Source organism: Streptomyces sp. NPDC012827, assembly GCF_042900905.1.
GTDB classification, from domain to species: Bacteria; Actinomycetota; Actinomycetes; order Streptomycetales; family Streptomycetaceae; genus Streptomyces; species Streptomyces gulbargensis.
In genome coordinates this window covers 205,256-218,599 of the sequence record NZ_JBIBBY010000003.1, presented here as the reverse complement: position 1 = coordinate 218,599, position 13,344 = coordinate 205,256, and the positions used below count along the sequence as shown (strand labels likewise).

The 13,344-nt window shown below is 72.2% G+C and carries 11 protein-coding genes; 8 read left to right on the top strand and 3 right to left on the bottom strand.

The features are described from left to right. Positions 1 to 24: 24 nt before the first annotated feature. A complete protein-coding gene (locus ACFY60_RS07575; RefSeq protein ID WP_388608648.1) occupies positions 25 to 2,895 on the bottom strand; it encodes a CDP-glycerol glycerophosphotransferase family protein in 2,871 nt (956 codons plus the stop codon). Positions 2,896 to 3,211: 316 nt separating this feature from the next. After that, positions 3,212 to 4,921 (bottom strand): hypothetical protein, encoded by a 1,710-nt coding sequence (locus ACFY60_RS07570; RefSeq protein WP_388608647.1) that lies wholly within the window; start codon positions 4,919 to 4,921, stop codon positions 3,212 to 3,214. 239 nt (positions 4,922 to 5,160) lie between these two features. On the opposite strand from ACFY60_RS07570, the gene ACFY60_RS07565 reads away from it, so the two are divergent. From ACFY60_RS07565 to ACFY60_RS07535, 7 genes are all read left to right on the top strand, one after another. After that, positions 5,161 to 6,159, top strand: a complete 999-nt coding sequence (locus ACFY60_RS07565) for a glycosyltransferase family 2 protein (RefSeq protein ID WP_388608645.1) — start codon at positions 5,161 to 5,163, stop codon at positions 6,157 to 6,159. Positions 6,160 to 6,251: 92 nt separating this feature from the next. Then, a complete protein-coding gene (locus ACFY60_RS07560; protein WP_309057031.1) occupies positions 6,252 to 6,677 on the top strand; it encodes a GtrA family protein in 426 nt (141 codons plus the stop codon). Positions 6,678 to 6,790: 113 nt separating this feature from the next. Then, complete coding sequence (gene proB / locus ACFY60_RS07555; RefSeq protein WP_388609205.1) at positions 6,791 to 7,894, top strand: glutamate 5-kinase; 1,104 nt, start codon at positions 6,791 to 6,793, stop codon at positions 7,892 to 7,894. A gap of 187 nt (positions 7,895 to 8,081) precedes the next feature. Then, the gene (locus ACFY60_RS07550) at positions 8,082 to 8,591 is read left to right on the top strand and encodes a hypothetical protein (protein ID WP_388608643.1); all 510 of its coding nucleotides are present in this window, start codon (positions 8,082 to 8,084) and stop codon (positions 8,589 to 8,591) included. Positions 8,592 to 8,685: 94 nt separating this feature from the next. Beyond that, complete coding sequence (locus tag ACFY60_RS07545; protein ID WP_388608641.1) at positions 8,686 to 9,969, top strand: glutamate-5-semialdehyde dehydrogenase; 1,284 nt, start codon at positions 8,686 to 8,688, stop codon at positions 9,967 to 9,969. A 76-nt stretch (positions 9,970 to 10,045) separates the two neighbouring features. After that, positions 10,046 to 10,675: a hypothetical protein gene (locus ACFY60_RS07540; RefSeq protein WP_388608639.1), complete on the top strand. Its 630-nt coding sequence runs from the start codon at positions 10,046 to 10,048 to the stop codon at positions 10,673 to 10,675. 82 nt (positions 10,676 to 10,757) lie between these two features. Beyond that, a complete protein-coding gene (locus ACFY60_RS07535) occupies positions 10,758 to 11,843 on the top strand; it encodes a hypothetical protein (RefSeq protein WP_388608637.1) in 1,086 nt (361 codons plus the stop codon). Here ACFY60_RS07535 and ACFY60_RS07530 read toward each other — a convergent pair. Next, positions 11,828 to 12,946: a M48 family metallopeptidase gene (locus ACFY60_RS07530; RefSeq protein ID WP_388608635.1), complete on the bottom strand. Its 1,119-nt coding sequence runs from the start codon at positions 12,944 to 12,946 to the stop codon at positions 11,828 to 11,830. The two genes, ACFY60_RS07535 and ACFY60_RS07530, sit on opposite strands and share 16 nt — an antisense overlap. 128 nt (positions 12,947 to 13,074) lie before the next feature. Here ACFY60_RS07530 and ACFY60_RS07525 point away from each other — a divergent pair, with 128 nt between their 5' ends. Then, entirely contained in the window at positions 13,075 to 13,269 is a 195-nt protein-coding gene (locus ACFY60_RS07525; protein WP_388608634.1) for a hypothetical protein, read from the top strand. Positions 13,270 to 13,344 lie beyond the last annotated feature (75 nt).

Below are 13,344 nucleotides of genomic sequence, written 5' to 3'. Positions count from 1 at the left end.
CGCCGGACACGGTGGTCTGGTTGGTCACTTCCCGCTCCTGGTGAAGAACTTGGCGACGATCTGACGGGCCGCGTCGCCCCGGTCGTACTCGCTGAACTCTGCGTTGAACCGCTGGCGTGCCGCCGCGTACTTGGTGTCGGCCTCGTCCTTGAAGTTGGCGATCACTCCGAAGAGTTCCTCCTCCGTGGCCACGACCGGGCCCGGGGCGCGCTCCTTCAGGTCGAAGTAGGTGCCGCGGTTCTCCTTGGCGTACTCGTCGTAGTCGTACGTGAAGAAGATCATCGGCCGGTCGAGCAGCCCGTAGTCGAACATCACGGAGGAGTAGTCCGTGATCAGACCGTCCGCGAGGGCCAGCAGCGGCGTGATGTCGTGGAGCCGCGACACGTCGACGATCCGGCCCTGGACGGACGGGGGCAGCGACACGCTGTTCAGGTAGTGGGTCCTGATGAGCAGCGTGTGGGTGTCGCCGAAGCGCTCCGCGAACTCCTCCAGGTCGAAGGGGGGCTGGAAGGCCCGCACCTTGCCGCCGGGGGCCGCGCGGAAGGTCGGCGCGTACAGCAGCACCTTCTTGTCCGGGTCGAGGCCCAGCTCCTCCGCGAGCCGGCCGCGCTCGCGCCGGCCGCTCTCGGCCTCGGCGTCACGGGCGGCGACCAGTTCGTCGTTGCGCGGGTAGCCGACGGGCAGCAGCACCTCGTCGCGGAGCCGGAAGCCCTTCGCGAGGGTGCGCCGGTCGTGCTCACCGCGGATGAGGAAGTGGTCGAACCGGTCCAGGGCGCGCTGGAAGGACTCCTGCGCGGCCAGGCCGCGGGCCTTGGTGTTGGGCTCGTCGAAGCCCATCCGCTTCAGGGCGGTGCCGTGCCAGGTCTGGATGTAGGTGGTGCCGGGGCGCTTGGTGAGGCGCAGCGGGAATCCCTGGTTGTCGATCCAGAACTCCGCCTGGGCCAGCGCCCGCAGGTACTGCCAGCTCCAGCGCTTGACCAGCGTGGCGTCCTCGGGGAAACCGGTCGGCCGGGCGCCCGCGTACGACCAGACCGCCTCGAAGGCCACGCCCTGACGGCGCATCTCCTCGTAGATGGCCTTCGGGCTGTCGCTGTACTGCTTGCCGAGGTGGCTCTCGAAGACGACGAGGCCCTTGCGGATCGGCAGCTTGCTGTAGAACTCGTGGTAGACGCGCAGCTTGGTCTCGCCCGAGTGCAGGTCCTTCTTCGCCTTGAGCAGGCGGCGCAGGCTCGTCTTCGCGAACTGCGCGGTGCGCCCGTGCATGGCGCCCTCGATCACCGCCGAGGTGTGCACGGCCGCCTTGCCCTCGGCGGACAGGACGTAGGACAGGTTGCCCTTCTTCGTGATCTCCGGGACGAAACGGTCGGAGACCAGCGTGGTGAGCTTCGGGCGGACGCGCAGGGCGCGGGCGTTGTCGAGCGAGGTGCCGCCGACGGAGACCCGGGTGCGCAGGCGCTTGCCGTCGACCGTGAGGATCACCCGCACGTCCCAGACGGCGTCGATGATGCCGAGCGGGCGCACGGCGCGGGCGATGTCCGCGGTGCCCTCCCACTCGATGAACCGGCCGGCGTGGCGCAGCGAGGACACCGGGATGTGCGCGGTCTTGCCGCCGACGCTGCGGCGGGCGGCGAACTCCAGGACGGCGCTCATCTCCGCGTCCGGGGCGATGCGGCCCAGCGGGTTGACGATCCGGCCCGCCAGCTTGACGACGCCGTCGGTGCTCTCGTACGAGGTCAGACGGTTGCCCAGGGCGAGCGCGGTGAGCGGCCGGGTGTGGAAGCCGCGCGCGGTGACGTCCAGGATGCTGCGGCCCTGCTCGGTGTCGATGTGGCGGTCGCACCAGTAGATCCGCTCGTCCTGCTCGGCGAGCGGGACGGTGAGGCGGCCCGGGTTGGTGAGCGCCTCGGTGGCCGGGAGCAGGTTCTCCCAGTCCTCCTTGCTCAGCAGGTAGGCGCAGATCGCGTGGATCGGCTGCACTTCCTCGTACGCCTGCGGGTCGATCTCGGCGAGGTAGCCGTTGGCCACCTCGGCGAACTCGCGCCGGTAGTCCTCGCCGAGCAGCGGCAGGTCGCGCAGGTGGAGGACGAGGTCGTGCTTGAGGAACTTGATGTCCTTGCGGTACTTGAGCTCGTCGTAGCCCTTGCTCTCCAGCAGGGCGTCCACGCGGCGGTGGATCTCCATCCGGTGGACGAAGTTGGCGATCTCGTGGCGCCGGTTGCTGATGGACTTGGAGGCGGCGCTCTCCTGCACGTTCCAGAAGTAGACCGTGTTGGGGATCAGCGTGATCCGGCGCGCGGCGACGTAGGCCTGCGCCGAGAACAGCAGGTCCTCGTAGTGGATGCCGACCGGGAACTCCAGGCCGTTCTCCAGCAGGAAGTCGCGGCGGTAGCACTTGTTCGTCGACAGGGTGTCGAACGTCAGCAGGTCCGAGAGCTCGGTGATCGACTCGATCGTCCGGGTCTTGGAGTAGAGCCACGGGTACCAGGCGGTCTTCTTCTGGTTGCGGCTGTCCAGGTGCACACGGACGCACAGGCCGGAGACGATGTCGGAGCCGGTGCTCTCGGCGGCGTCCAGCATGTTGCGGCAGGCGTTGCGTTCCAGCACGTCGTCGCTGTCGAGGAACATGACGTAGGCGCCGGAGCACTGCTGGACGCCGTAGTTGCGGGGCGCGCCGCAGCCGCCGCTGTTCTGCGGCAGCTGGAAGGCCCGCACCCGGTCCGGGTGCGCGGCGGCGAGCGCCTGGGCGACCTCGAAGGTGCTGTCCTTGCTGCAGTCGTCGACGATCACGACCTCGACGCCGTGCAGAGTCTGATCCAGGACCGACTGAACGGCCGTCGGGAGACGCTCTGCGTCGTTGTAGGCGATGACGACCACGGAGACGTCAGGCACTTGCACCTCGATCCACTTGTCTTTCCTCCAGACACACCCAAGCTACCTGGTGTTCCCCAGCTGGTTTGCCGCGCCTTTCGCCCGGGCGGCGAGCGCCGTGTCCCGATCGTGACGGAGCGGACGGCGCTCACGGCACAACCATTGCCCGGCGCCGGAAGTCGCCCTTCGGGGCGCCACCTCGCGACGAGCGCCGGGACGTCGGCACATGTGCCGAGAACCTACCCCAAACCCTGTTACGCCCGGTCCGGGGGTGTGAGGGGGAACACACCCCCGGAGGGGATTTGCCGCCGTCGGACCTGGGCAAAGAGGGCACCCGGACCGGTCAGCCGCGGCGCAGCCGGTCCACGCCGTAGTACGTGGCGGCGCACCGGGCCGCCCAGTCACGCGCGTACACCTCGGTGAAGAACGGCTCCGCGAGTCCGCCGATGAGCAGCGGACGGTACGTGACCTCGGTGGCGCCGTCCGCGATGCCGGCCCGGATCCGGGCGTTCTGCCGGTCCCAGGCCACGCTGCGGGACACCGTCTGGGTGGCCGTCGTGCGCACCGTGGGCACCAGGGCGGCCAGACTCGCGGCGGTGAGGCTCCCGGCGAGGACGAGGACGGTGAGACGTACGGCACGGTCGCGGCGGGCGACGGGGATGCGCGGGGTCTCAGGGGGCCTCCGGTCCGGGCCCGGCGCCTTCGCGCCCGGGGCCGGGGTCCGCTCCGGGTCCGCGTCCGGGGCCCGTCCCAGGTCCGGGGCCTTCGGGTCCGGGGAGCCGAAGCGGCGCCCGAGGGTGTGCCCGAGCCACGCCCCGTACGCGCCGAGCGCGAGCAGGAAGGGGACGAGGAAGCTGGTCCAGGTCCGCGCGTACGTCCACCCCGTCGGCCCGTAGCCACTGCGCAGCCCGTACGCCGCCACCAGGCTCGCCAGCGCGATCAGCGGCACCGGCAGCACCGCGAGCAGCCACAGCGGCGGCCGGGCCGTGCCGCCCGGCCGGGCGTGCGGGCCCCGGTCCCCGGCCGCGAACGCCACCGCGAGGCCCAGGAGCACCCCGGCGGCCAGGGCCCCCGCGTACGCCCACTGGCCGCCGATCGTCTCCCAGATCCGCAGCCAGTCCCGGACCGTCTCGCCCAGTTCCGCGGCCGTCAGCGGCTTCTCCGGCTGCTGCGCGCGCCGCCAGCGGGCGCCGGGCGAGGTGGTGAGCAGCACCAGGCCGATGCCGAGGCCCAGGCACCAGGCCGTGCACCAGGTCGCCGCGTACCGGTCGCGCGCCCGGCCCAGGCCGGGCAGGCACAGCACGCCCACCACCGCCGCGGCCGTCCCCGCCGTCACCACGAAGGGCTCGCTGAGCATGCCGGCCGCCACCCCGACCAGCAGCGCGCCCGCCACGGCCGCGGCGCGCGCCCGGCTCCCGCCGCGCGCCGCCCGTACGGCCCAGATCACCGCCCAGACGCCCAGCACGCTCGGCACCGTGTGCGAGAGGGTGGCCGGTGCCCACAGCAGGGCCTGGTACGGGCGTGTGCCGGCGAAGAACAGCAGTGCCTCGACGACGGCCACCGCCGCCGCGAGCACGACCGCCGGCACCGGCAGGCGCAGGGCCCGCAGCGCCTCACGGGCGAGGAGGAAGAGGCCCGCGCCGAGCGTGACCACGAGGAGGGTGGGCAGCAGCTTGGGGCCCGTCATGTCGTCGGCGTACAGGACGCCGGTCAGGAAGGCGTTGGTCACCCGTCCGTTCTGCGTGCGGTAGAAGTCCGCCGAGATGCCGAGGACGCCCAGGTCCCGTGCCTTCCAGAGCGCGCACCAGTCGTCGGAGACCGGGCGCACGTACAGGCCGAGGAAGGCGCCGACCGAGAGCAGCGCCCCGGCGCCCGCCATCAGTACCAGTCCGGCCCCGGCCGCCGCGCGCCGCAGCCCGCCCCCGCCGGTGCCGTTCTCCTCCGGCCGTCCGGCCGTGGCTCCGCCCTCCCGGGGGTCGTCGCCTGTACCGTCCTGTGAACGGTCCGGCGGTGTGTGCGCGCCGTCGTTCTCCGGGAAGGTCGTCCTGCTCACCGGTCATCGCTCCTGCGGCCAAGGTCGCCTCTACGGGTGACAAATGGGTGAAAATGGCATGCGACTCACTATCTGCCCCGCATGCTTTGCTCCGTGGACGACATGCCGACCGTGAGCGGTCACTCGCGCGCCGCGCGCCGGTCACCCACGCGCCGTACCGTGACCGGGCTGCTCGAAGGAGAGTTCGGTGGCGGTCCCTCAGGACGTACTCTCGCTCGGCCCTCTGGAGTGACCGTTCAATGACCAGGCTTTCCGTCGTCGTCCCCTGTTACAACGAGGAAGACGTCATCGAGCGATTCGACACACGTATGCGAGAGGTACTCGACGGCCTCCCGGTCGGCTACGAGATCTGTTACGTGGACGACGGCAGCTCCGACGGAACCCTCGAACGGCTGCGCGCGATCGCCGCCCGGCACCCGCACCGCACCCAGTACGCCTCCTTCAGCCGCAACTTCGGCAAGGAGGCCGCCATGCTCGCCGGCCTGCGCAAATCCAGCGGCGACGCCGTCGTCATCATGGACGCCGACCTCCAGCACCCGCCCGAGCTCCTCGGCCGCATGCTCGACCTCCACCACCAGGGGTACGACCAGGTGATGGCCCGGCGCACCCGTGAGGGCGACAAGAAACTGCGTTCGGCGCTCAGCCGTCTGTACTACCGGGCCGTGAACCGCTGGGTGGACGTCGAACTCACGGACGGCGTCGGCGACTTCCGCCTGCTGTCCCGGCCCGCCGTCGACGCCCTGCTCTCCCTGCCCGAGTACAACCGCTTCTCCAAGGGCCTGTTCTCCTGGATCGGCTTCGACACCGTCACCTTCGACTACCAGAACGCCGCCCGGGAGGCCGGCGAGACGAAGTGGAAGTTCGGCTCCCTGCTCAACTACGGCATGGACGGGCTGATCTCCTTCAACAACCGGCCGCTGCGCATCGCGCTCTGGCTCGGTCTCATGCTCAGCGGGCTGGCCGCCCTGTACGCGGTCTGGATCACCGTCACCGCCCTCTTCCAGGGCGTCACCGCGCCCGGTTACGTCACCCTCGTCGCCATCGTCGTCGGCCTCGGGGGAGTGCAGATGGTGATGCTCGGCCTCATCGGCGAGTACATCGGGCGCATCTACTACGAGACCAAGCGCCGGCCGCACTTCCTGGTGAAGGAGACCCACCGCTCCTTCGGGCGCGCCGCGGCCGAGCAGGCCGCCGCCGAACGGATCCGCGTCACCTCGACCGAGCGGGACCCCCGGTGAGGCGCGGGGGAGCCGCGCCCGGAGCCTCCGCGGGCGGGCGGTCCGGGTCCGGGGAGCGGCGCGGCGGCGGGCGGCGGGCACGGCTCGCCGAGATAGTCCGCTTCGCGCTCGTCGGCGGGGTCAACACCGGCACCTTCTTCGGCTGCTACCTGCTGCTCCACCCCTGGATGCCGTACTTCGCCGCGTACACCCTCGCCTTCCTCCTCAGCATGGTCGGCTCCTTCTTCCTCAACACCTACTTCACCTACCGCACCCGCCCGACCTGGAAGAAGTTCGCCCTCTTCCCCCTCACCAACGTCACCAACTACCTGGTGCAGAGCGTCGGCCTGTACGCCCTCGTCACCTGGGCCGGAATGGACGACAGGATCGCGCCACTCGTCGCCGCCGTCGTCGCGATCCCCTTCACCTACCTCATCTCCCAGCGGATCCTCGTGCCCCGCCGGCCCGGGGACGACGATCCGGAGCCGCCCGGTCCAGGGAACGGAATGGACGAGCGGCAGCCCTCCCGACTCGCGTAGATTGCCTGGCAGCCGCGACCCCGGGAGCGCGCGGCGCGTGGGACGGCCGAGTGAGGACGACGCAGGTGGCGACGCAGGTGACGACGGTGGAGACGGACGCGGCGAGGCAGTACGTGACGGAGGCCCGGAGGATCGTCGTCAAGGTCGGCTCCTCCTCCCTCACCACCGCCTCCGGAGGGCTCGACGCCGACCGCGTGGACGCCCTCGTGGACGTGCTCGCCAAGGTCCGCAGCGGCGGCGAGAAGGAGATCGTCCTCGTCTCCTCCGGCGCCATCGCCGCCGGCCTCGCGCCGCTCGGCCTGACCAGGCGGCCGAAGGACCTCGCCCGGCAGCAGGCCGCCGCCAGCGTCGGACAGGGCCTGCTGGTCGCCCGCTACACCGCCTCCTTCGCCCGCTACGGGGTCCGCGTCGGCCAGGTCCTGCTGACCACCGACGACACCAGCCGCCGGGCCCACTACCGCAACGCCTACCGGACCCTCGACCAGCTCCTCGCCATGGGCGCGCTGCCGGTCGTCAACGAGAACGACACCGTCGCCACGGACGAGATCCGCTTCGGCGACAACGACCGGCTCGCCGCCCTCGTCGCCCACCTCGTCCGCGCCGACCTGCTCGTCCTGCTCTCCGACGTCGACGGGCTCTACGACGGCGACCCCTCCAAGCCCGGCACGTCCCGGATCGCCGAGGTCACCGGGCCCGAGGACATCGCGCACGTGGAGATCGGCTCCGCCGGCAAGGCCGGGGTCGGCACCGGCGGCATGGTCACCAAGGTCGAGGCGGCGCGGATCGCCGCCGCCGCCGGGATCCCGGTCGTCCTCACCTCCGCCAGCCGCGCCGCCGACGCCCTCGCGGGCCGCGACACCGGCACGTACTTCCACCGCACCGGCCGCCGCTCCGCCGACCGGCTGCTCTGGCTCGCCCACGCCTCCACCCCGCAGGGCTCCCTCACCCTCGACGACGGGGCCGTCCGCGCCGTCGTCGAGGGCAAGAAGTCCCTGCTCGCGGCGGGCGTCGCGGCCGTCGAGGGCGACTTCGTGGCCGGTGACCCGGTCGAGCTGCGCGACACCGAGGGGCGGGCCGTGGCCCGCGGACTCGTCAACTTCGACGCCAAGGAGATCCCCCGGATGACGGGCCGCTCCACGCACGAGCTGGCCAGGGAACTGGGCCCGGAGTACGCCCGCGAGGTCGTCCACCGGGACGACCTCGTGGTCCTGGCCTGAGCGGACGCGGCCGGAAATCGCGGCGGAAGCGCTTGCGAAACCCCCTCCGAAACGGCTGAAAGTCCTGCCATCCGGAAGGGACGTTCACCAAAACCGCCCCATCCACCGCCGCGGACTGGTCAACTTTGTCTCGGGGGTAACAGCAAGGCGGGGTACAGCACCACACGCATCACACAGGAGGCCGCCGGTGAGACGAGCGCGCCCTGGGGCACCGCCCCGCGGGACTGGCGAACGCGCCCTGACCAGTGTCGAGGCCGGAGCCGACTTCGACCAGGCACGGAACAGGGCCGCGGACGGGACGACGGAAGGGGCCACCGAGACACCCGCGGCACGGGTCGCCGCCGAGGAACGGCCCGTGTCCAAGCTCTGGCACATCACCCTCAGCGTGTCCGGCGTCGAGTCGCCGCTGCAGGAGGTGCGACGGGGTCTGGAACAGCTGGCACACGACCACCCCTTCCTGCTGACCAGCCGCTACGCCGGCGACCACGCCGAGATCCGGTACTGGGAGGAGGCCCGCGACCTGCACGACGCGGCGGCCGTCGCCCTGCGCCTGTGGGGCGAGCACCGGCAGACCGCGAAGCTGCCGCCCTGGGAGATCGTCGGCCTGGAGGTCATCGACCGCGAGACCTACCACCAGCGGATCGCGGAGGGCTACGGCCCGCCGCCGGCCGCCCCGGTCGGCGTCCACCCCTACTGAGCGGCTCCCGCCGGGGGCGGACGCCCGTCTCGGAGTGCGGGACGGCCGTGAGATACGTGAGGGATGTCCGCAGAGGTACCAGTACCCTGCGGACATGACCTCGCTCACGCCCCTCGACAACCTCACCCCGGTCACCCGGGCCGCCTACCGGGCCCGTGGCGCCGCCGCGCAGATCGCGCCACTCCCGCGCGCCGCCAAGGACGACGCCCTCCTGGCGATCGCGGACGCCCTCGAAGTCCGCACCGCCGAGATCGTCGAGGCCAACGCCGAGGACATCGCCAAGGCCCGCGAGGCCGGCACCAGCGAGTCGGTCATCGACCGCCTCACCCTCACCCCCGAGCGCGTCCGGGCCATCGCCGCCGACGTCCGCGACGTCGCCGCCCTGCCCGACCCCGTCGGCGAGGTCGTCCGGGGCTCCACCCTTCCCAACGGCATCGACCTCCGCCAGGTCCGCGTGCCCCTCGGCGTCGTCGGCATCATCTACGAGGCCCGCCCCAACGTCACCGTCGACGCCGCCGCGCTCTGCCTCAAGTCCGGCAACGCGGTCCTGCTGCGCGGCTCCTCCTCCGCGTACGCCTCCAACACCGCCCTGGTGAAGGTCCTGCGCGACGCCATCGGCGACGCCGGTCTGCCCGCCGACGCCATCCAGCTCGTCCCCGGCGAGTCCCGCGACTCGGTGCGCGAGCTGATGCGCGCCCGCGGCCTGGTCGACGTCCTCATCCCGCGCGGCGGAGCCTCCCTCATCCGCACCGTCGTGGAGGAGTCCACCGTCCCGGTCATCGAGACCGGCACCGGCAACTGCCACGTCTACGTCGACGCCCAGGCCGACCTGGACACCGCCGTCGACATCCTGATCAACTCCAAGGCCCAGCGGGTCAGTGTCTGCAACGCCGCCGAGACGCTCCTCGTCCACCGGGACATCGCCGAGGCCTTCCTGCCCCGCGCCCTGGCCGCGCTCGCCGAGGCCGGGGTCACCGTCCACGCCGACGAGCGGGTCCTCGCGCACGCCGAGGGCTCCAAGGCCACCGTCGTCCCGGCCACCCCCGAGGACTGGGAGACCGAGTACCTCTCCTACGACATCGCCGCCGCCGTCGTCGACGACCTCGACAAGGCCGTCGAGCACATCCGCATGTGGTCCTCCGGCCACACCGAGGCCATCGTCACCACCTCCCAGGCCGCGGCCCGCCGCTTCACCCAGCTGGTCGACTCCACCACGGTGGCCGTGAACGCCTCCACCCGGTTCACGGACGGCGGCCAGTTCGGCTTCGGCGCCGAGATCGGCATCTCCACCCAGAAGCTCCACGCCCGCGGCCCCATGGGCCTGCCGGAGCTGACCTCGACCAAGTACATCGTCACCGGCGACGGTCACATCCGGTAAACACCCCCTTTCGGCGGGGCGGGGAGGGTTCGCACTCTCCCTGCCCAAATCTCCCTCCCCGGGCTACGCTGAGCACGTGCCGGACGACGTGGGGGGCAGGCCGTTTCCTGACGGCCGGGACCCCGAGGACTGGGACAACCGCGGAGGCGCGGACGAGGACCACGCCGCCGTGGTCTTCGACGAGGACTTCGTCCGGTCCGCGCCCGTCCACGAGCCGACCGCCGTCGAGCGGCTCCTCGCCGCCGCCCAGGCCCGCGCCGAGGCCGAATCCGCCCGGGCCCGCGCCGGCGGCGGACACGGCGACGAGGACTACTGCGAGGACGGCTACGACCCCGGCCTCACCTACGAGCCCGACGACATCGGCGACGACGCCAGCCCCTATGGTCCCCACGGCGGCGCCCTGCGGCCCTACCGGGGCAGCGCCCGCTGGCACCGGCCCGTCGCCTGGCTCCTCGCCCTCCTGATGGGCGTCGGCATGGTCGCCCTCGCCTTCAGCGCCGTCTACCGGGGCGCCACCGCCAACCGCCAGGACCGGATCACACCCCCGGCCACCACCGGCGTCGACAAGCCGAACCCGCACCCCGCTCCGCCGGCCGCGCCCGCCCTCCACGCACCCTCCGCGCTCCTCACCCCCTCGGCCGAACCGGCCCGCCCCGAGTACGCGGCGCCACCGGCCGCCCCGGGGTCGCGCGCCCGCACCCCCTGACCGGGGGCACCCTCCACACCCCTGGCCGAAGTGCGTCCGCGCCCGGCGTTTACCGGAGCCCCGACCGACCTACCCTGAAGGTATGGCAGGGCGTGGCGACCCGCCTGAGGGGACGCCCGACGGGCTCCCCGGCGGTGGTGAGGACGAGTACCGATCCGTCGTCTTCGACGAGTCGTTCGTCCGCGCTGCCCGCCTCCAGGAGTTCTCCGCCCGGGAACGGATGGGCGAGCACGCCCAGGCCGTCCGCAGCCGGTCCCCGGGGGAGGACGGCACCGCCCGGGGCGGCGGCTCCCGCCAGGCCCTCCTCCTGGTCCTGCTGATCCTCCTCGCCTTCGGCACCGCCATCTACCTGGGCGTCCGCAACCCCTACCTGCCCCCTGCCGACGAGCGGGCCGCCCCCTTGCGGACCACCGTGGTCCCGCTGGCCCCGCAGCGGACCGTTCCCGGCGGCGAACCGGCCCGGCTGTTCGCCCGCGCCCCCGCCGCCGAGCACCGCAGCGGAGCGGCCGGCATCAACCTCCCCGTCACCGGGCGCACCCCCCACTTCTCGGAGAGCCAGGTCGTCACCGCCCTCGGCATCGCCAAGGACTACCTCGTCGCCTCCTCGCTGGAACCCGGCGTCCTGTCCGGCGCCACCGTGCGGCCCGCGCGGCTCCTCCTCGACCCCGACCAGCTGGCCCAGTTCGACCGGAGCGTCGAGGCCCCCGCCGACGACGGCCGCCACGCCGAAGCGGGCTGGCTCGTCCGATTCGACCCACGGCGGGCCGTCCTCGCCGACCCCGCCGTCCGGGTACAGGGCACCCTCCGCTTCGAGGAGACCGGCCCCGAGACCTTGGACGTCACCGCCGACCACACGTTCACCTACGCCCTGCGGGCCCCCGGCGCCCCACCGGAGCGGGCCTCCCTCTTCACCGTTCAGCGGCAGACGCACTTCCGCTTCGACCGCGAGGATCTGCGCATGCACCGGACCGAGCTGCTCACCAGCACCGTCCTGGCCGGTCCCCAGGCGTGCGGCGCCGACAGCACCGGCTCCCTGGCACCGCTCCTGGCCGGAGCCGGTGTCCCCGAGGCGGGCACGGCACGGGCCACCGACCCGTACGCCACGGCCCGCCCCGCCGCCCCGTCGCTCTGCGGCGCGCTGGCGCCGGGCGCTCAGCCCTCGCCCTGACCCTCTCTGCCGGGCCCGTCCTTCTCCTCGCCGCCGCCGGAGCCGCCGTCCGGGGCCTTGCCGCCGCCCTGGCCGCCGCCGAACCGGTTGCGCAGCCGACCGCCCAGGTCGCCCGCCAGGTCCCCGGCGCCGCCCGCGATGTCCCCGACCAGCTTCATCAGCGGGTCCTTGCTGGTGCGTACCGTGTCGGCGTAGTGCCCGGCCGACTCGCGGAACGAGTCCGTGACCGAGGCGTCCTTGTCCTCGGAGCGCTTCGGGTAGTGGCCGTCCATGATCCGCTGGAAGTCCCGGCTCTCCGACCACTTCTTCAGCTCCGCCGCCCGGACGGTGGTGAAGGGGTGCGAGCGCGGCAGCACGTTGAGGATCTTCAGGACCGAGTCCCGCAGGTCACCGGCCTTCTCGTACTCGTCCGCCTGGGCGAGGAACGCGTCCACGTTCATCTCGTGCAGGTGATTGCCGCCCGCGATCTTCATCAGCCCCCGCATCGAGGCCTGCACGTCCTGCCCCACCAGCAGGCCGGCCCGGTCGGCGGACAGCTCCGACTTGCGGAACCACTCGCGCAGCGCCGTCACGATGGCCATGATCGCCACGTTGCCCAGCGGGATCCAGGCGACCTTCAGGGCCAGATTGGTCAGGAACAGCAGGACCGTGCGGTACACGGAGTGCCCCGACAGGGCGTGCCCGACCTCGTGGCCGACGACCGCCCGCATCTCCTCCTCGTCCAGGAGCTCCACCAGACCGGTGGTGAGCACGATGATCGGCTCGTCCAGGCCGATGCACATCGCGTTCGGCTTCGGGTCCTGCGTCACGTACATCGGCGGGACCTTCTCCAGGTCCAGGATGTAACAGGCGTCCCGCAGCATGTCGTTGAGGTGGCTGAACTGCGCGTCGCTCACCCGGACGGAGTCCGACAGGAAGAGGAGTCGCAGACTGCGCTCGGGCAGCAGCCCGCTGAGCGCCTTGAAGGCCGTGTCGAAGCCGCTGAGCTTCCGCAGCGCCACCAGCGCCGAGCGGTCGGCCGGGTGTTCGTAGGCCCGCGAGGAGATGCCGGGGAACCGCTTGCGCTGCCTGCTCGGCACGCTCCCCTGATGGTTCTCGGTCATGGATGCCCCCTGTTCGTACGAGTCGGTGCTCGTCCCCCTGACGACCCCAGCCTAGGCGCTGGCGTTACCGTGTGGCGGGAGCCTGTGGATAACTCGGGCACCGTGGACGACCGAGGAGCACGACCGACATGCCGGACACCGGCCACACCACCGATCCCGCGGCCGCCCTGTGGGGGCTCGCCGCCGCACAGGACGGACCGGGCGACACGCTCCGCATCGTCCTGCTCGTCTCCCTCGTCGGCGGCGCCCTGCTCGCCTGGTTCCTGCTCCGGGGCTACGGCCGCGACGACGCGGGCCGCGGGGACGACGACGCCAACGCCTGAGTCGGCGTGAGCGTGCCCGGACCGCCCGCATACGATGTGCGCGAAGTCTCCGCTCCCACCCCCGATCGATAGGTC